At 65.0% G+C, this 18,024-nt stretch carries 15 protein-coding genes; 3 read left to right on the forward strand and 12 right to left on the reverse strand.

All coding sequences use genetic code 11. The annotated features are described in order from the left end of the window. Nucleotides 1-33: 33 nt before the first annotated feature. Entirely contained in the window at nucleotides 34-1,356 is a 1,323-nt protein-coding gene (locus DEM25_RS15645) for an ABC transporter substrate-binding protein (protein WP_109767515.1), read from the reverse strand. Nucleotides 1,357-1,384: 28 nt separating this feature from the next. After that, nucleotides 1,385-2,500 carry a class II histone deacetylase gene (locus DEM25_RS15650; RefSeq protein ID WP_109767516.1) on the reverse strand — a complete coding sequence of 372 codons (1,116 nt, stop codon included), beginning with the start codon at nucleotides 2,498-2,500 and terminating at the stop codon, nucleotides 1,385-1,387. Nucleotides 2,501-2,652: 152 nt separating this feature from the next. Here DEM25_RS15650 and DEM25_RS15655 point away from each other — a divergent pair, with 152 nt between their 5' ends. Continuing rightward, nucleotides 2,653-3,429 carry a helix-turn-helix transcriptional regulator gene (locus tag DEM25_RS15655; protein ID WP_158585290.1) on the forward strand — a complete coding sequence of 259 codons (777 nt, stop codon included), beginning with the start codon at nucleotides 2,653-2,655 and terminating at the stop codon, nucleotides 3,427-3,429. Nucleotides 3,430-3,475: 46 nt separating this feature from the next. Here the strand turns inward: DEM25_RS15655 and DEM25_RS15660 are convergent, their stop codons facing one another. The 8 genes from DEM25_RS15660 to DEM25_RS15695 all read right to left on the reverse strand — a co-directional run bounded on the left by DEM25_RS15660 (nucleotide 3,476) and on the right by DEM25_RS15695 (nucleotide 12,425). After that, nucleotides 3,476-4,822, reverse strand: coding sequence for a TrkH family potassium uptake protein (locus tag DEM25_RS15660; RefSeq protein ID WP_196780407.1), 1,347 nt, complete (start codon nucleotides 4,820-4,822; stop codon nucleotides 3,476-3,478). Between the two features lie 9 nt (nucleotides 4,823-4,831). Next, the gene (locus tag DEM25_RS15665) at nucleotides 4,832-5,494 is read right to left on the reverse strand and encodes a potassium channel family protein (protein WP_109767586.1); all 663 of its coding nucleotides are present in this window, start codon (nucleotides 5,492-5,494) and stop codon (nucleotides 4,832-4,834) included. Nucleotides 5,495-5,561: 67 nt separating this feature from the next. Next, the gene (locus DEM25_RS15670) at nucleotides 5,562-7,244 is read right to left on the reverse strand and encodes an L-lactate permease (protein WP_109767518.1); all 1,683 of its coding nucleotides are present in this window, start codon (nucleotides 7,242-7,244) and stop codon (nucleotides 5,562-5,564) included. A gap of 71 nt (nucleotides 7,245-7,315) precedes the next feature. After that, the gene (locus DEM25_RS15675) at nucleotides 7,316-8,173 is read right to left on the reverse strand and encodes an ABC transporter permease (protein WP_109767519.1); all 858 of its coding nucleotides are present in this window, start codon (nucleotides 8,171-8,173) and stop codon (nucleotides 7,316-7,318) included. A 12-nt stretch (nucleotides 8,174-8,185) separates the two neighbouring features. Then, entirely contained in the window at nucleotides 8,186-9,475 is a 1,290-nt protein-coding gene (locus DEM25_RS15680; protein WP_109767520.1) for an ABC transporter permease, read from the reverse strand. Between the two features lie 93 nt (nucleotides 9,476-9,568). Beyond that, on the reverse strand, nucleotides 9,569-10,711 hold the full coding sequence (locus DEM25_RS15685) for an extracellular solute-binding protein (protein ID WP_109767521.1): 1,143 nt from the start codon (nucleotides 10,709-10,711) through the stop codon (nucleotides 9,569-9,571). Nucleotides 10,712-10,812: 101 nt separating this feature from the next. Further along, nucleotides 10,813-11,949, reverse strand: coding sequence for an ABC transporter ATP-binding protein (locus tag DEM25_RS15690; RefSeq protein WP_109767522.1), 1,137 nt, complete (start codon nucleotides 11,947-11,949; stop codon nucleotides 10,813-10,815). A gap of 110 nt (nucleotides 11,950-12,059) precedes the next feature. Next, complete coding sequence (locus tag DEM25_RS15695; RefSeq protein ID WP_147393342.1) at nucleotides 12,060-12,425, reverse strand: hypothetical protein; 366 nt, start codon at nucleotides 12,423-12,425, stop codon at nucleotides 12,060-12,062. Between the two features lie 79 nt (nucleotides 12,426-12,504). Between DEM25_RS15695 and DEM25_RS15700 the strand changes: the two genes are divergently transcribed. Both DEM25_RS15700 and rpoH read left to right on the forward strand, forming a co-directional pair. Beyond that, nucleotides 12,505-13,497, forward strand: coding sequence for an RluA family pseudouridine synthase (locus DEM25_RS15700; protein WP_109767524.1), 993 nt, complete (start codon nucleotides 12,505-12,507; stop codon nucleotides 13,495-13,497). A gap of 143 nt (nucleotides 13,498-13,640) precedes the next feature. After that, nucleotides 13,641-14,549 carry an RNA polymerase sigma factor RpoH gene (gene rpoH, locus DEM25_RS15705; protein WP_109767525.1) on the forward strand — a complete coding sequence of 303 codons (909 nt, stop codon included), beginning with the start codon at nucleotides 13,641-13,643 and terminating at the stop codon, nucleotides 14,547-14,549. A gap of 102 nt (nucleotides 14,550-14,651) precedes the next feature. Here rpoH and DEM25_RS15710 read toward each other — a convergent pair whose 3' ends face one another. Beyond that, nucleotides 14,652-16,613 (reverse strand): hypothetical protein, encoded by a 1,962-nt coding sequence (locus DEM25_RS15710; protein WP_109767526.1) that lies wholly within the window; start codon nucleotides 16,611-16,613, stop codon nucleotides 14,652-14,654. 39 nt (nucleotides 16,614-16,652) lie between these two features. Beyond that, on the reverse strand, nucleotides 16,653-17,951 hold the full coding sequence (locus DEM25_RS15715) for an adenylosuccinate synthase (protein WP_109767587.1): 1,299 nt from the start codon (nucleotides 17,949-17,951) through the stop codon (nucleotides 16,653-16,655). Nucleotides 17,952-18,024: the final 73 nt, after the last annotated feature.

The raw sequence follows: 18,024 nt of genomic DNA on the forward strand, positions 1-18,024 counted from the left end.
GCTGTTCGTGGGGCGACAGCTCCGGCAACGGCTTCAGCCCTGCATCCAGGAAGGCAGCCTGAAGCTTTCGACATTGTAGGGCGGCGGCGCCACCAGCACGCCATCGGCGGCCGCATCCTGGATCTGGCTGAAGATGTGCGGCATGCCCAGCGACGGGTCTTTGGTCTGGCTGGGATAGCAGTAGGCCGACTGCGTTTCGGGGACGATGCGCATCGTGCCCACCGGGCCGCGATAGATCAGATGGCGCAGCCGGTCGGCAACCAGCCGGTTCTGATCCTCCTCATAGGGCGCGCCGGGACCGCCGGCGAGGGCTGCGGCAACCGCATAGGCGTGCATCGCCATATAGGTCTGGCCGCCGCCATTGGGCGAGGCGTTCTCGCCGAACCTGGCCTTGTAGGCCTCGGCGAACGCCTTGCCTATCTCGTCCTGAAGGGCGCCGATCACGGTCGCATAGAGCACGCCCTCCGAATTCTGGCCGGCGATCTCGCGGAACGCGGCGAGCGAGGCGCCATATTGCATGTAGACCAGGCTGTTGGTCGGCTCGTTCATGAACTGGTTCATGAACTGCGCCTGGTCCTGCGCATAGAAGTGGGTCACCGCGATCAGCGCCGGCGGATCGGCGCGCAGCTTGGCCAGCGTCGGGCCCCATTCGGAGATCGGCACGTTAACGGTCTCGAACAGCGACACCTCGAACCCGTATTCGGCCGCCTTCTCGTTCAGCGCGTTGGCGATGTTGATCGAATAGACACCCGGCCCCGTGACGATCGCCAGCTTGTTGTTGGGCCGCGTGAACTCGCCGCGCTCCTCAAGCCCCTTGACGAAATCCAGAAGGCCGACGCCGTAGAAGGTCTCGGGCGGGTCGTACTGGAACGTGCCCCAGAACCGGTCGGGATCGGATTTGACCAGTTCGTCATGGACGACGACAGTATTGGCATGCATGGCGATGATGCCCGCATCGGCGGCAACATCGTGCAGTGCGGTGCCCGTCTCCAGATTGTAGCCGGTGATCAGCGCGCTGGCGCCGTCGCGGTCGATCAGCCGCTGGGCGGCCTGGATCACCGCATCGTCGCCCTTGCTTTCGGTATCGACGAACACCGCCTCGACCGGACGGCCCAGAATGCCGCCCATGCCGTTGATTTCCTCGACGGCCATTTCCAGCCCGCGCCGGAACTCGATGCCGTCGGCTGCGACGATGCCGGTCAGCGGCGCCGGGCAACCGATGATCACCGGCTCGCCGCCCTGTGCCGCAGCGGTCCGGTTCAACCCGGCCAGCAGCGCCGGCGAGCCCGTCGTCGCGCCCGCAAGGCGCAGAAAGTCGCGCCGCGATGTGGGCGCCGTCCTGGTCGTGTCATTCATCGAAGTGCCTCCCGTTCTGGATTCCTGTTCAGTGTCCGCCGGCATACGCCTTGCGCGCCGCGGCAACGGCCTCGGCCTGGTGCGGCTGCAGGTCCTGCCCGCCATAGCCTGTGATGTGCGCGTCATAGGGATCGGTCACACCGCTGGACGCGCCGCTCAGCGCCTCGAGCACCGCAACACCGCAGAAGGGAACGTGCACGGCCGAATAGCCGCCCTCATGGGTCGCAAGAATGCGGCCGCCGCACAGATCGTCGGCAAGCGCCGCCATGCGCCCCGCCATCCAGCCGAAATCGGAGGAGGACAGCATCATCGTGCCGAGCGGGTCGAGCGCGGACGCATCGAACCCGCAGGGCAGCACGATCATGTCCGGCCTGAACGCTTCGATGGCCGGCGCGACCAGTTCGTCGATCGCGTACCGGTAGGCGCCGCCGCCGCTGCCGGGAGGAAGCGGGATGTTCAGATTGGCGCCCTGCCCGGCACCCGTGCCGGTGTCGCCGATGCCGCCGCGTCCGGGCGGAAACAGATTGTCCTGGTGCAGCGAGATCGTCAGCACGTCCGCATCGTCGTAGAAGATCGTCTCGGTGCCGTTGCCGTGATGCACGTCCCAGTCGACGGTCACGATCCGCTCGAGGCCGCGCTTCTGGGCGTGACGCACGCCGATCGCCGCATTGGCGTAAAAGCAGAACCCCATCGCCGTTTCCGGTTCGGCATGATGGCCCGGCGGGCGGCAAAGCACATAGGCGTTGTCGACCGTCCCGTCGACGATCGCATCGACCGCCGCGATCACGCCGCCGGCGGCGAGCCGCGCAATGTCGGCGGTCGACCGGCCCATCGGCGTCAGTTCGCTGGCATCGCCGCCGCCCGAAGCGGCAACCTTTTCGATGTGTTCGATGTGGGACTTGGGATGAACGCGCATCAGCGTTTCGTCGTCGGCGGGCGCTGCCCGGACCGGAACCAGATGGCGCCCGAACCCGGATGCCTCGACCAGATTGCGGAACCGCCGTTTCGTCTCGGCATTTTCGAAATGCTCGCCTGGCTGCACGGAAAGACCCGGCTCGAACAGGCCCGCCCAATTCTGCGTGTGGTGCCAGAAATAGAGTTCCTCGGCGACCCATCCCGTGCGCTTTTTGCCCGACTTGGCCATGCAACCTCCCTTGATCGTGCGACTGTGCCGGAACCGGCATTGACCGGAAATACCCCGGCATTGGTATTAGCGGCGGCCGATTGCGTGAAGTAGTACCACCCATGGTGCAAGTCCCATGGTGCAAGTCGGGCGGGGCAAGTCGGGAGGCGCCGATGAAACACGACACATACGATCTTCTCGGCCGGATCGCCGTGGCCGGCAAACTCAAGGATGCGGAGCCGCATCTTGTGGCCATGTCCGTCCACGAGTTCACGCCGCAAAGCGTCCTTGCCATCGTCTATCGCGAGGGCCGGCGGCCGGAGATCGGCTTTCGCTGGATCCCAGACGACCATCTGCGCAAGACGTTCGACACCTATTACTGCGAAGTCGGCCATCTGCTGGACCCGTTCGCCCAGCGCGCCCGGAGCGAACAGGGCGCTTCGGCGTTCCGGCTCGCCGAGATCGCGCCCGACCGGTTCGAGGCAAGCGACTATTTCGCCAACTATTTCCAGTCGACGGGCATGGTCGATGAGCTGGGCGCCCTGCGCCGGCTGACGCCGCGCTCCGTCGTCCATTTCTCGATCGGCCGCAATGCCGGCTATCCGAAATTCACCGCGCGGGACGTGCGGCGTTTCAAGCAGTTGCACGTCGCCTTCATGCCGAAACTCGCCGAACTGATGGTGGCAAAACAGGCCGATGGCGACGAGCCACAGCGCACGCCGGACCTTGTCGAGATCTTCTCCCGGCTGCGCACCGATGAAGGCCAGGCGCTCAGTCACCGCGAAGCGCAGGTTGCCGCGCTGATCACGCAAGGGCATTCGAGCCGGTCGATCGCATACAACCTCGAAATCTCGGTGCATACGGTCAAGGTGCACCGCCGCAACCTCTACCGGAAACTGGAGATATCGGCGCAGAACGAACTGTTCGGCCTGATCATCGACGCGCTCTAGCACGATTTCCGCGCCAGCGCGGCCATGCCGTACCGGGCAGCAGGGGTCATCCCAGATGCACCTGCCCTTCGGGATAGCGCACGCGCGGAATGGTGCGCGTTGCCAGGAAAAATCCCAGCGTCAGCGGTCCGACCCGGCCCAGAAACATGATCGCCATGATCATCAGCCGCCCCGGCTCGTTCAGTTCGCCGGTGAAGCCGCGCGACAGGCCGACCGTGCCGAACGCGCTCGCCACCTCGAAGGCGATGTCGAGAAAATCGCCCTCATGGGCGGCGGTGATCGCGAAGACACCGACGAACACCAGGATGACGCTGATGGCCGTCAGCGCCATCACCTTGAGCACCTGTTCAAGCCCGATCGACCGGCCGAACGCGGTCAGTTCCCTGCGGCGGCGGAAGAAGGCGATGGTGGCGAGAATCATGATGACGAAGGTCGTTACCTTGATACCGCCAGCGGTCGAGGTCGATCCGCCGCCGATCAGCATCAGCGAGATGAACATGACGGACGTGGAATCGTGCAATGCGCCGATGTCGGTGGTGTTGAAGCCGGCGGTGCGCGTCGTCACCGCCTGAAACCAGGCGACCATGGCCCTGACACCGGCGGACTCATGGGCGCCCAGCGTCGCAGGATTGTTCCATTCCAGAAGCGCCACCATGGCGACCGACCAGAGGATCAGGACGGCCGTCCCCGCGAGCATGATCTTGGTGTGCAGCGTGTAGCGGCTCCATTTTGCGCGTTCCCGGAAAACATCGGAGAAGACGACATAACCAAGCCCGCCGGCAATGAACAGCAACGGCACGACGAGGTTGACCAGCGGATCGGCTGAATAGGGCACAAGGCCGGGCGTGAAGGTTGAAAAGCCGGCATTGTTGAACGCCGAGATCGAGTGGAAGATCGCGTGCCAGATGCCCATCCCCCAGCCGAAATCGGGCACGAAGGAGAAGGCAAGCAGCACCGCGCCCGCCGCCTCGAACACGAGCACCACGCGCAGGATCGTGCCGACCAGCCGTGTCAGGTTGCGCATCGAGGTCTGGTTGAGATCCTCGCGCAGATAGAGCTGCGGCGTCAGTCCGACCGGCAGGCCGAGCGCCTGCAACACCAAGACGGCAAACGTCATCAGGCCGAGCCCGCCTAGCTGGATCATCACAGCCAGGATCATCTGGCCCCAAAGGCTCAGCACGGTGCCCGTATCGACGACGATCAGCCCCGTCACGGTGACTGCGGATGTCGATGTGAACAGCGCATCGGACCAGGTGATCGGCTCGGTCGTCGCGAACGGCAGCTTGAACGCCCCCGCGCCGATGGCGATCAGAACGCCGTATAGGCTTGCCAGGATCATCGGCGGCGGCATTGTCGTGAACCGGTGGCGCATGCCACGGATGGCCGATCGCATCGCCGCGGCCTAAAGCGAATCGCCGAATCGGCGCAGATCGGCCCGCTTGCCGAGCACCAGCAGCTTGTCCTTTTCCCGCAATGTCAGACCGCCATTGTCGCAATCGACATAGTCGGTTCCGCGCATCAGGCCCAGAAGCTGCAGGTCGTGGCTCTTGCCGATCTTCAAGGCGTCGAGCGTCTTGCCCTCCAGCCGTTCGGGCACGAGGATGTTGACCACGTGAAAGCCGTTGCCGAGACTCACATAATCCTGGACGGCCGGATTGTTGAGCATCTGCGCGATGTGGCGCCCCATCTCCTGTTCGGGCTGGATGACGCGGTCGACACCCAGCTTGGACAGGATGCGGTGATGGGCCTTGCCGGCGGCCTTGACCCAGATCGTCTCGACACCCACCAGCTTGAGGTTCATCGTCGTCAGGATCGACGCCTCTATGTCGTCGCCGATCGCCACGATCGCCGCCCCGTATCCGTCGATGCCGATTTCGCGCAGCGCATCCTCGTCGGTGGCGTCGAGAATGGCCGTCGAAGACAAATGTTCAGCGACCCGCGAGACACGCTTCTCATCGATGTCGATGCCGGCGACCGTGTTGCCCGAGCGTTGCAGTTCGGTGGCGACGGTCGAGCCGAAGCTGCCAAGTCCGATCACGGCGAAGCTGCGGGAGGTTACGGCCATGGACAAGGTCCTTTCGGTCAGGGCATCGGGTTACAATGCGCCGCATGCAGGCCGGTTCCGGATCGGATCACGGCGTCGATACCACGCCGACCGCCACCAGCCCCATCAGGCCGACAAGCGTGACATAATAGAGCGTCGGCACCAGCGTCAGGCGCAGCACCTGCCCTTCCCGGCCCAGATAGCCGACCGTCGCCGACGCGGCGACCACATTGTGGATGGCGATCATGTTGCCGGCGGCGGCGCCGACGGCCTGCAGCGCCACGACGGTGACCGTCGGCATCGACAATTGCCCGGCCACACCGAACTGGAAGGCGCCGAACATCAGATTGCTGATCGTGTTGGAGCCGGCGATGAACGCGCCAAGCGCGCCGATCGAGGGCGCAAAAAGCGGCCAGACACCGCCGACGGACTGCGCCACCCAATCCGCCATGGCAAGCGGCATCGAGGCGAGCGCCAACTCGTTGAAGTCCGAATTGACGTAGATGCGCACCATCGGGACCGTGAACATCAGGACGACACCGGCACCGAGCAGCGTCCTGGTGCTCTCGCCAAAGGCGCGCGCCATCTCCGACGGCCGCATCCGGTGCAGCCAGAAGGTGACGAGAACGGTGGCGATGAACACCGTGGCCGGCAGATAGAGCGGTGTGCTGGCCGCCGAAATGCCGGTGCCGAAAATGTCGGGAAAACTGATCCGGAGCGACTTCAGCCAGTCGCCGAAGGGAAGCGCCGGCAGACGCGTCAGCACCAGAAGGATCGCGATCAGCAGATAGGGTGCCCAGGCCCGCCACAGGGACGGCCGCGTGCCGGCGGGCGGCGCCTCCCCCGTATCCGCCTGCACCGATCCCAGCCAGTAGACCGGCCAGTCCGCGCGCGGCGGAAACGTCCAGAGCGACTTCGGCACCAGAAATCCGGCGCGCGCGGCCATGATTATCACGGCAAGCCCGGCCAGCCCGCCGATCATGGACGGGAACTCCGGCCCCAAGAGCCAGCCGATCAGCGCATAGGGCACGACGAACGCCACGCCGCCGAACAGTGCAAAGGGCACAGCCGGCAACGCTTCGCGCCACGACCGGTTGGCGCCGAAAAATCGCGTGGTCATCAACACCATCAGCACCGGGATGAACAGGCCCGCCACGCCATGGAAGATGACGACCTGATTGGTGACCAGTTGCAGATAATCGGCCAGCGTGAGCCCGTTCTCGGCCAGAAGTACATCGAGCTGCGGCCCGTCCAGCCCGCCGGCCAGGCCGACGAGCACGGGCGTGCCCGCCGCGCCGAAGGTCACCGGGGTCGATTGCAGCGTCATGCCGAGCATGACGGCGGCCATGGCGGGAAAGCCAAGCGCGACGAGCAGTGGCGCAAGGATTGCGGCCGCGGTGCCGAACCCTGCCGCCCCCTCGATGAAGGCGCCGAACATCCACACGATGATGACGATCTGAATGCGCGGGTCCGGGCTGATCGCCGAGAAGCTGTCCTTGATGACCGCCAGCGCGCCCGAATGTTTGAGCGTGTTCAAAAGCAGGATCGCGCCGAAGACGATCAGCAGGATGTCGAAGGTGATGACCAGCCCCTGCAGAGACGCGGCTACGACACGAAGGGCGGGAACCTGCCACACGAACAGCGCCAGCAGCGCCGCGACCACATAGACCACCGGCATCGCCGACCGGGCGGGCATGCGCAGGCCGACCAGAAGCAGGCCGGCGACTAGGATCGGCAGGGCGGCGACAAACGCCTGAAGCCCGAGGCTCATGGGAGAAACGCCCGCAACGCGTGTTCGATGCGCCCAGACCTAGCCGGTTCGGACGGCTGCGAAAAGGGGCGTCAGCCCGGCGACAGGCCGCGCAGACGTTCCGAACGCCGCCGCAGCATCTCCAGCGTGAACAGCAAGGCGATCGAGAGCGCCACCATCACCGAGGCGACGGCGAGAATGGTCGGCGATATCTGCTCGCGCAGGCCGATGAACATCTGCCATGGCAGCGTCTTCTGGCTGGCCGAGCCGAGGAAGAGGACGACCACAACCTCGTCGAACGAGGTGATGAAGGCAAACAGCGCCCCTGAAATGACGCCGGGCATGATCAGCGGCATCTGCACCTTGAAGAAGGTCGTCACCGGATCGGCGCCCATGCTCGCCGCCGCGCGCACCAGAGACCGGTAGAAGCCGACCAGCGTCGCCGTCACGGTGATGATCACGAACGGCGTGCCGAGCGCCGCGTGGGCGAGCACGACGCCGATATAGGTGCCCTGGAGCCCGAGCCGCGAATAGAAGAAATACATACCCGCCGCCGAGATGATCAACGGCACGATCATCGGCGAGATCAGGATCGCCATGATCGCCGACTTGTAGGGCACATGCGCCTGGGAAAGGCCGATCGCCGCCAGCGTACCGAGCACCGTGGCCAGGATCGTCGCAGCCGGCGCGATCGTCACCGAATTGTAGAGCGCCTGCTGCCAGTCCGGGTTGGTGAAGAAGTCGACATAGTGCTTGAACGAGTAGGCATCCGGATCGAGCCGCAGCATGCCCGGCGTGAAGGTGAAGAAGTTCTCCGCGTTGAACGACAGCGGCACGATCACCAGGATCGGAAAGATCAGGAAGAAGAAGATCAGCCCGCAAATGACCCGGAACGCATAGAACCAGGTGAGCTGCAGCGTCGAGGCATAGGGCGGCAAGGGTGATGACATGTTTGCTGCTCCCTAGCCCAGCTTCACATTGTCGATGCCGACGATCCGGTCATAGACATAGAACAGCGCCATGACGAGCAGCAAAAGGATGGTGCCCAGCGCGGCCGCCAGTCCCCAGTTCAGGCTCGTCGATATGTGATAGGCGATGCGGTTGGATATGAAGATACCGCTTGTGCCGCCGACCAGTTCGGGTGTGATGTAGTAGCCGATCGCCAGAATGAAGACGAGGATCGCGCCGGCGCCGATGCCCGGCACGGTCTGCGGGAAATAGACCCGCCAGAATGCCGTCCAGTCGCTCGCGCCAAGGCTCTTGGCGGCGCGCACATAGGACGGCGAGATGGTCTGCATCACCGAATAGAGCGGCAGGATCATGAACGGCAGGAGGATGTGCGTCATGGCGATGATCGTGCCGGTCTGGTTGTTGATCATCACCAACCGCCCGGCATCGTCGATCAGGTTGATCCAGACGAGGAAATCGTTGATCACCCCCTGCTGCTGCAGGAGCACCTTCCAGGCCGAGGTGCGCACCAGAAGCGAGGTCCAGAACGGCAGCAGCACCAGGATCATCAGAAGGTTGGCCGAGCGTGCCGGAAGGTGCGACAGAAGATAGCCGATCGGATAACCGAGCAGCAGGCACGACAGCGTGATCATCAGGCTCATCACGAGCGTGCGCCAGAACAGCGTCAGATAGATGCGCTCGTTCTCCGGCTTCATCTCGACGCCCTCGGCGGTCAGTTCCGCATCCACCGCGTTGAGGAAGTAGCCCGGCGTATAGGGCGGGCTGTAGCGCTTGATCACCGCCCAGACCTCGATATCGGCCCAATCCTCGTCGATCTCGATGAACCGCTCCCTGAAAGGCCCTTCGGCCTCCAACCGGCGCACCTCCCGCCCGGTCTTGCGGAACAGGCCCGACATGCCGGATTTTTCATAGTTCAACCGCGAGCCGAGCCGGGTGTGAATCCGTTTTTCAACGGCGATCTGCAGATCGCGGTAAAGGGCCGCAAAGACGCGCTCGTCCGGAAGTTCGCCGCTGTCGGCGTCCCAAGAGGCCAGCGTCTGCACGGTCTCCGGAATCGTGTCCCGGACGATGTTGTTCTCGACCGACCGGAACAGCATGTCGGCGATCGGCAAAAGAAAGGAAATGACGACGAAGGCCAGAAGCGGCGCGATCAGCAGGAAGGACCGCAGCTTTTCGCGGCGCAGCGCGCGCGCCAGGCTGCGCTTGAGCGGGGTTCCATCGGCGGCGCGCACGATGCCGTCGCCCGCAATTGCATCGGTCGGTGTGTCGGTGGCGCTGCTCATCGCAATCCCCGCTGAATATCCGGGTCGTCAGAAAATGCTCTCAAAATCTGGATCGGACACGGCGCGGGGCGCCGTGTCCGGTTGTCGTTGGCCTTACTGAACCAGCCAGGCCTGGAATTTCGCGTCGATGTCGTCGCGATTGTCGGCCCACCAGGTGTAGTCGTAATTGTGGACGTTGGCAGCGTTCGCCGGATCGGTCGGCATGTGCGGCGCCATGTCGATGCCAAGCTCGGCATGGGTGCCCACCAGCGGCGCGGACGATGCACGAGCCGGGCCGTAGGAGATGTACTTGGCCTGGTCCGCCAGACGCTGCGTGTCGGTGGCGAACTTCAGGAAGTGCTTGGCGCGGTTGAGGCGTGCCTCGTCCAGGCCCTCCGGAATGATCCAGCCGTCAAGGTCGAACGACTGCATGTCCCACATCATGGCGATGGGCTGGTCCTGCTCGGCGATCGCCGAGAACAAGCGGCCGTTGAACGTCGAACCCATCACGACTTCGCCGTCGGCCAGCAGCTGCGGCGTCTCGGCACCGGCCGTCCACCAGACGACCTGGTCCTTGATCGTGTCGAGCTTGGCGAGCGCGGCTGCGATACCCTCGTCGGTGCTCAGCACATCGTAGATTTCATCTTTCGGTGTGCCGTTGCAGTATGTCGCCCATTCCATGTTGTCGATCGGACGCCTCTGCAGTGACCGTTTGCCCGGGAAGGTTTCCAGGTCGAAGATGTCGCAGATGTCATCGGGCACGGCACCGTTCCACTCGGCCACATCGGTGCGATAGCCGAATGTCGTCGAATAAACGATCTGCGGCACGAAGCAGTCGTTGACGCGCAGCACGCCGAAATCATCGTCGGCCGACGTGCCGTCCGGAGCGGGGGCCAGTTCGGTCGCGCCGTCGATCTCGATCGCAAGACCCTCGTCACACAGGCGGATTGCATCCGAAGCCACCACATCGACGACGTCCCAGGTCACGTTGCCGGCTTCGCTCATGGCGCGCAGCTTGGCAACGGCCTCGGCCGAGGATTCGTCCCAAACGAAGGTGACGCCCGTCGCCTCGGCATAGGGCTCCGAATAGGCCTTGATCTGCGAATTCTGATAGGCGCCGCCCCAGGAGACGACGGTCAGTTCATCGGCGCAGTTCTCGCAGGGCGCCTCGGCCAGCGACATGTCGCCTTCGGCAAACGCCGGCAAAGCCAGCACGCCAGCCGCCGCGGTCGCCATGAGAATTGACTTGAGTTTCATTGATTGCTCCCTTTTTTGTCCGGGACAGCCCCGGCGGATGGCCGAACGCGCTGTCCCCATTGCCCCGGGCACCACTGCCCGCGGTCAATTTCGTTGCGCGCTCACGCCACGGCGTCGAGCGCCTTGCAGTCCGAGGCCGACCACCCGACCTTGACCATGTCGCCTTCCGAGATCGGCCGCTTGTCGCGCCGGTTGCGGACCTTGACGATGAACTCGTCATTGCCGGCCACGTTCATGCGCACGCGAATGTGATCGCCCAGATAGATCAGTTCCTCGATCTTGCCGTCGAGCACGTTTTCCGGCTCGTCGGATGGCGCCAGTTCGATCCGCTCGGGCCGCAGCGAAACCGTGGTCCTGCTGCCGGCGCCCTTGACATTGACCGGATCGGCAACCAGCAGCGTTCCATCGTCGAGCCGCACCTCGCAATTGGCGCCGTCCATCGCGACAACCTCGCCCGAAAGCTTGTTGTTCTCGCCGATGAACTGGGCGACGAAGGAGTTTTGCGGGCTCTCATAAAGAACGTCGGGCGACGACAATTGCTGGATCACGCCGTCATTGAAGACCGCCACACGATCCGACATGGTCAGCGCTTCGGTCTGGTCGTGCGTCACATAGACGATGGTGACGCCAAGATTTTCGTGAATGTGCTTGATCTCGTACTGCATCTGCTCGCGCAGCTGCTTGTCGAGCGCGCCCAGCGGCTCGTCCATCAGCACCAGTTCGGGATCGAACACGAGCGCGCGCGCCACCGCGACGCGCTGCTGCTGGCCGCCCGAAAGCTGCGCCGGCCGCCGGCCGCCGAACGCGCCCAGTTCGACCATGTCGAGGGCCCGCCTGATGCGGTCTTCCTGTTCGGCCTTGCCGACCCCGCGCACCTGCAGCGGGAACGCGAGATTCTCGGCCACCGACATGTGCGGGAACAGAGCGTAATTCTGGAACACCATGCCGATGCCGCGCTTGTGCGGCGGCACATTGTTGATGCCCTGCTCGTTGAGATAGATCTCGCCATGCGTCGCCGGCTCGAAACCGGCCAGCATCATCAGGCAGGTGGTCTTGCCGGAGCCCGAAGGCCCAAGCATTGTCAGGAATTCGCCCCGGGCGATATCGAGATTGAGGTCTTTGACGACGAGCGTTTCACCGTCGTAGCTTTTCTGAACACCGTCGAACTTGACTGCTGCGCCTCTGGAAATGGCTTTCCACTCCGCTTTTTGAACCCCGTCGCCGGCGAAAACTTCCATACCGCCGACACCCTCATCAAATCGAACATCGCCCCCGGTTGTAAAGGGGTACAATCAAATCAATTTGGCGTTGACGACGAAATTTCTGTCGAGAATGCGACAATTTGGGTCTAACGGGCGGACGGCACACCATCGCCGGCGATGATCGCGAAATCGCCGGTCAGCGTCCCCGAGGCGCGGTCGAAGATCAAGGCCCGCTGCGCGCCGTTGCCGTCCGTGCCGCGCAGCATGATGGCATCGGCCGTCAGATCGCTCTCAAGGACCGCGAAACCGTCCGGCACGATCAGATCGCCGCGCGTCAGCGAAGATGTGGTCGCCTCGCCCAATTGCCAGACGATCGCCGCCAGCACGGCGAAGACACCGACGAACATGATGCCGATCGACACGGCCAGGAGGCGCACCATCTTGCGCCGCACGCGCTCGGCGGCGGGATCGAGCGGCGCTTCGTCGGCAAGCTCCGGCGGCAACTGGTTCATCTCGGTCCTATTGATTGCGGCGCCGGCGCCCGATAGCACCGGCAGACAATGGCCCTGCCCTACAGAGGAACGCGGCAAAATGGAAGACGTGACCGCCGGGCCCGACGATGCCGGCCAGCGCCTGGACCGGTTTCTCGCCGCCGCATTGGACGGCACGGTTTCCCGCAGCCGCCTGAAGGCGCTGATCGAGGACGGGCGCGTGACGGTCAACGACACCGTGGTGCGCGAGCCGCGACGCTCGATGCGCAAAGGCGATGTCGCGCGCATCGACCTGCCGCCGCCCGCCGATCCCGAGCCACAGGCCGAGGCCATCGCGCTTTCGGTGGTGTACGAGGACGATACGCTGATCGTCATCGACAAGCCGGCCGGCATGGTCGTCCATCCCGGCTCCGGCAACCCGACCGGAACCCTGGTCAACGCGCTGATCCACCATTGCGGCGACACCTTGTCGGGCATTGGCGGCGTCAAGCGCCCGGGCATCGTGCACCGGCTCGACAAGGACACGAGCGGCGTCATGGTCGTCGCCAAGACCGACGCCGCCCACAAGCACCTGTCCGGGCAGTTTGCCGACCACGGCCGCACCGGCGCCATGGAACGGACCTATCAGGCGCTGGTCTGGGGCGCGCCGGACCGGAACGCCGGCACGATCGCCACCCATCTCGGCCGGTCCGGCAGCGACCGCACCAAACAGGCCGTCGTCTCCGAAAGCCAGCCGGACGCGCGCCACGCCGTGACCCGTTTTTCGGTGGAGACGCGCTTCGGCCCGCCGGCGAAACCCGTCGCCAGCCTTGTCGCCTGCACGCTGGAAACGGGCCGCACCCACCAGATCCGCGTGCACATGGCCCATATCGGCCATCCGCTGATCGGCGATGACGTCTACGGCGCCGGCTTCCGCTCCAAGGCGCGCGCGGTGCCCGAAACGGCACGCGCGGCGGTCGAGGCGCTCGGCCGGCAGGCGCTGCACGCCAGGACGCTCGCCTTCATCCATCCCTCGACCGGCGATCTGATGCGGTTCGAGGTCGCCATGCCTGCCGACATGGCACGTGTCGCCGAGGAATTGAGGCGCATCTAGAAACACTTGAAATCATTGGCATTCGCCACCATTTATAGCGCAAAGCCGCGTTCAGCGGCGGCATAGGCGTGCATGAATTGGCGCATATGCCTCTTGCTTGCCGCATTTCTGCGGGAGCCATCATGGGAGAAAGGGTGCTAACTATGGCCCAGAACACACTACCGAGCCTTGCCGGCGGCAGTAACGGACTTTCGCGGTACATGGAGGAAATCCGCCGCTTTCCGATGCTTCAGCCCGACGAGGAATACATGCTCGCCAAGCGCTATCACGAGCATGACGACACCGACGCCGCCCACAAGCTTGTGACCTCGCATCTGCGACTGGTCGCCAAGATCGCCATGGGCTATCGCGGCTACGGCCTGCCGATGGGCGAGGTGGTCTCCGAAGGCAATGTAGGCCTGATGCAGGCCGTCAAGAAATTCGATCCCGAGCGCGGTTTCCGTCTCGCCACCTACGCAATGTGGTGGATCAAGGCTTCGATCCAGGAATATGTCCTGCGCTCGTGGAGCCTTGTGAAGATGGGCACGACCGCCAACCAGAAGCGGCTGTTCTTCAACCTGCGCAAGGCCAAGAGCCGTATCCAGGCACTGGGCGATGCCGACCTCAACGAGGAGCAGGTCAAGAAGATCGCGACCGACCTTCAGGTCTCCGAGGAAGAGGTCCTGTCGATGAACCAGCGCCTCAGCGGCGACGCCTCCCTGAACGCGCCGATCCGCGCCGCCGAGGGCGAGAGCGGCCAGTGGCAGGACTGGCTCGTCGACGAGAGCGACAGCCAGGAGAAGATGCTGATCGAGGAGGACGAACTGGACCATCGCCGGGCCATGCTGCGCGAGGCGATGGAGGTGCTCAACGAACGCGAACAGCGCATCTTCAAGGCCCGCCGCCTGTCCGAGGATCCGCTGACGCTCGAGGAACTTTCCGGCGAATTCGACATCTCGCGCGAGCGCGTCCGCCAGATCGAGGTCCGCGCCTTCGAAAAAGTGCAAAAGGCGATGGTCGCGGCCGCCGCCAAGCTGAACGCGCCGCCGGCCCAGCTCGAACACGCGGGCTGAGCGGGAACGTCCGGCAGCGGCAGCGCATCTACCAACAGCCCCCGCCTGGCCTTTGCCGGACGGGGGCTTTTTTGTACCAAGGAACCAGGTTGTCGCCGGGGCTCAGCCCCCGCTTGCATCACCCAGCGGCGCCGCTTCCCACGCCTCGAACACCTCGCGGAAGACCGCATCGCCCGCCGCGCCCTTTTCCAGCGTGATCAGCGCCCGCCGCCCCGACACATACTGCATCGGAATGTCGACCCAGCCCTGACTGAGCATCAGCGAGGTGTTGGTCTGCACGGCCGTTTGCGCGTCGGTCAGCGCAACCAGGAAGATGTTGGTGTCGATCGGCGCGGGCACCGCGATCAGCGCGCTGCCGGGGTCCTGCTCGGTGTTCTTGAACGTGATGCGCTGCACATCGGCGATGCCGCGCCCCTCGAACGTGTCGGGCACAGTGAAGAACAGTTCGACGATATGGCTGGCCGGGAAGGTCACATCGCCATTGCGGCGGATGGTGACTTCGAGCGCCAGTCCCAGATCCGGGATCGACGACTGGGCACGGATCGCCGGTTCGAGCGGCAGATCGCCGCCGGGCGATTCCTGCACCACCGACCAGACGGTCGAACCTTGCATCGCGGTGCCCGGCTGGGTTCCGGTGCGTTCCTCGTAGAAAATGGTGCGCTGGCCGACGGCAATGCCGTCCTGCGCGTCGGTGGCCGGTGCCCCGGGCGTTCCGGCATCGGGCGCGGTCGCATCCTCGCTGCCCGCCGTCTGGCCGGCAACCGAACTGCCCTCGCCGGGGGCGACCGCCCCCGGTGCCGGGCCTTCGTCGATCTCGCGGCCATCCTCGGTCAGGCGCTGCGTGAACTTCTGGATGCCGTCATCGCCGCTGCCGGCATCGACCGTCTCGGGAGGCGTCGCTTCGGCGGGCGCATCTTCGCCCGCATCGCCGCTGTCCGCATTGACGGGCGTCGTTTCCACCGTGCGCACAGGCACGTCGCCCTCATCGGTTTGGGACGCCGTGCCCCCAAGGCCCGACAGGAAGGCGCGAAGCGGCTCCTGGTTGACATAGGCCGCATAGCCGCCACCGGCCAGCAGGACGACAAGCACGGCAGCCGCGATCAGCCAGCCGCCGCGGCGGGGCTTTTCCGCCGGTTCCGCAACATCCGCGTCGGCCGGCTCGCCGATCAGGTCGTTGCCGGCTCCGCTCGTGGCGGCCACGTCCGGAGCAGTGCCGGCGACCGGTTCGCCGAACAGCACATCGACGGCCCGGTCGGCGTCGCTGTCCGCTTCGGCCATGGTCTCGCGTTCCTCGCTGAGGAAATCGAGCAGCGGGTCATGGTCCTCGGCGCGCGGCATGGGCGGTTCGGCGTCGGCATCCGGCGGCCGTTCCAGCCCGCCGCCATCGGGCGGCGTGTCGAGCGCAAACGGGTCTTCTGGAACCGTGTCCGCCTGCCCGGCGACCACGTCGTCGAGCGATGAAATCACATCGTCGACGGTGGGGTCCGGTTCGGCCGGCGTATCGAAAGACGGCGCGTCGGGCACGACCGGTTCGTCGAAAACCGTCTCATCCGCCGACACGTCAGCCGAAGGCGCCTGCCAAGGATCGGCCGGCTGCTCGGCAACGGTGTCCGCGGCACCTTCGGGTTCGGGCTCCGGCGCCGCATCCGGCTCTGGTTCGAGCTCCGACGCCTCATCCGGCTCTGGTTCGGGCTCGGCCTCGGGCACCGTTTCGCCAACGAACACGGCTTCCGGCGCGGGCTCCGGCTCGACCGTGGCTTCCGGTTCGGCAGGCTGGTCCGGTTCGGCCGGTTCCGGCTCTGCGGCGGGCGGCTGGTCCGGCTCGGCGTCTGCTGGTACCTCGTCCGGGATCGGCGCCGCATAGCCGGCCTCGATTTCGGCGATCGCCGATTCGAGTTTCTCGAACTGTCGGTCGATGGCCGCCTGCGGCGGCTGGCTGGCCATGGCGTCGATCTGCCGCTGCACCGTCTGGCGCGCCTTGTCATAGACCTGGGCGCGCACCTCCGGCGTCGTTTCCCCCATCTTGTCGAGGGTCTTTTTCAGAATCGCAGCAAAATCTGCCATGAATTCAATCCGCTATGCGCCCGTTCTTGAGGTGCCAAACTAGTCTTGAAACGGGTCGGTCACAAGTATCGTGTCGTCCCGCTCCGGAGAGGTGGACAAAATGGCCACCGGCGCGCCGATCAGTTCTTCGACATGACGCACATATTTGACCGCTTGCGCGGGAAGATCGTTCCAGGACCGCGCGCCTGCGGTCGTCCCGCTCCATCCTTCCAGCGTCTCATAGACCGGCGTCAGCCGCGCCTGCGCGCCCTGGCTCGCCGGAAGATAGTCGATCCGCGCGCCGTCCAGCTCGTAGCCGACACACACCTTGATCTCCTCCATGCCGTCGAGCACGTCGAGCTTGGTCAGCGCGATGCCGGTGATGCCGTTGACCGCAACCGCCTGGCGCACCATCACCGCATCGAACCAGCCGCAGCGGCGCTTGCGTCCGGTGACGACGCCGAACTCGTGGCCGCGTTCGCCAAGATACTGGCCCACCTCATTGTCCTGTTCGGTCGGGAATGGCCCCTCGCCGACACGCGTCGTGTAGGCCTTGGTGATGCCCAGCACATAATCGATGGCGCCAGGACCCATGCCCGATCCGGTCGCCGCCTGGCCGGCGATGGTGTTGGAGGAGGTCACGAACGGATAGGTGCCGTGATCGATGTCCAGATAAGTGCCCTGCGCGCCCTCGAACAGGATGCGCGCGCCGGCACGGCGCTTGTCGTCGAGCACCTTCCAGACCCTGTCCACAAACGGCAGGATCGCATCGGCGACCGAAGACAACTCCTCCATCAGCGCATCATGGCCGATCTCGGGCTGGTTCAGGCCGCGTCGCAGCGCATTGTGGTGTGTCAGCAGCCGGTCGACCTTGGCCGGCAGCGTCTCCATGTTGGCCAGATCCATGACGCGAACCGCGCGGCGGCCCACCTTGTCCTCATAGGCCGGGCCGATGCCGCGCCGGGTCGTGCCGATCTTGGTGCCCGAATTGGACGCCGCGTCCTCGCGCAGCGCGTCCAGTTCGCGATGCACCGACAGGATCAGCGCGGTGTTCTCGGCAATGCGCAACCGGTCGGGACCGATATCGACGCCCTGCTCGGCCAGCCGGCCAAGCTCTGCGACAAAGGCGTGCGGGTCGAAAACAACGCCATTGCCGATGACGCTCATCTTGCCCTCGCGAACGACGCCCGAGGGCAGTAGCGAGAGCTTGTAGACCGTGCCGTCGACCACCAGCGTGTGGCCGGCATTGTGCCCGCCCTGGAAGCGCACCACCACATCGGCGCGCTCGGACAGCCAGTCCACGATCTTGCCCTTGCCTTCGTCGCCCCATTGCGAGCCGACAACCACCACATTGGCCATGCCGCCGTCTTCCCCTTGCCGGTTTGAAACAAACGGGCCGTCTATAAACGCGCCGGAGCCAAAGCGCGAGGCC

Source organism: Oceaniradius stylonematis (genome assembly GCF_003149475.2).
Taxonomy (GTDB): Bacteria; Pseudomonadota; Alphaproteobacteria; order Rhizobiales; family Rhizobiaceae; genus Roseitalea; species Roseitalea stylonematis.

Excerpts from the sequence above, each read along its gene's own strand:
- DEM25_RS15645 (WP_109767515.1), bottom strand. The coding sequence starts at position 1,356 with ATGAATGACACGACCAGGACGGCGCCCACATCGCGGCGCGACTTTCTG.
- DEM25_RS15650 (WP_109767516.1), bottom strand. The coding sequence starts at position 2,500 with ATGGCCAAGTCGGGCAAAAAGCGCACGGGATGGGTCGCCGAGGAACTC.
- DEM25_RS15655 (WP_158585290.1), top strand. The coding sequence starts at position 2,653 with ATGAAACACGACACATACGATCTTCTCGGCCGGATCGCCGTGGCCGGC.
- DEM25_RS15660 (WP_196780407.1), bottom strand. The coding sequence starts at position 4,822 with ATGCGATCGGCCATCCGTGGCATGCGCCACCGGTTCACGACAATGCCG.
- DEM25_RS15665 (WP_109767586.1), bottom strand. The coding sequence starts at position 5,494 with ATGGCCGTAACCTCCCGCAGCTTCGCCGTGATCGGACTTGGCAGCTTC.
- DEM25_RS15670 (WP_109767518.1), bottom strand. The coding sequence starts at position 7,244 with ATGAGCCTCGGGCTTCAGGCGTTTGTCGCCGCCCTGCCGATCCTAGTC.
- DEM25_RS15675 (WP_109767519.1), bottom strand. The coding sequence starts at position 8,173 with ATGTCATCACCCTTGCCGCCCTATGCCTCGACGCTGCAGCTCACCTGG.
- DEM25_RS15680 (WP_109767520.1), bottom strand. The coding sequence starts at position 9,475 with ATGAGCAGCGCCACCGACACACCGACCGATGCAATTGCGGGCGACGGC.
- DEM25_RS15685 (WP_109767521.1), bottom strand. The coding sequence starts at position 10,711 with ATGAAACTCAAGTCAATTCTCATGGCGACCGCGGCGGCTGGCGTGCTG.
- DEM25_RS15690 (WP_109767522.1), bottom strand. The coding sequence starts at position 11,949 with ATGGAAGTTTTCGCCGGCGACGGGGTTCAAAAAGCGGAGTGGAAAGCC.
- DEM25_RS15695 (WP_147393342.1), bottom strand. The coding sequence starts at position 12,425 with ATGAACCAGTTGCCGCCGGAGCTTGCCGACGAAGCGCCGCTCGATCCC.
- DEM25_RS15700 (WP_109767524.1), top strand. The coding sequence starts at position 12,505 with ATGGAAGACGTGACCGCCGGGCCCGACGATGCCGGCCAGCGCCTGGAC.
- rpoH (WP_109767525.1), top strand. The coding sequence starts at position 13,641 with ATGGCCCAGAACACACTACCGAGCCTTGCCGGCGGCAGTAACGGACTT.
- DEM25_RS15710 (WP_109767526.1), bottom strand. The coding sequence starts at position 16,613 with ATGGCAGATTTTGCTGCGATTCTGAAAAAGACCCTCGACAAGATGGGG.
- DEM25_RS15715 (WP_109767587.1), bottom strand. The coding sequence starts at position 17,951 with ATGGCCAATGTGGTGGTTGTCGGCTCGCAATGGGGCGACGAAGGCAAG.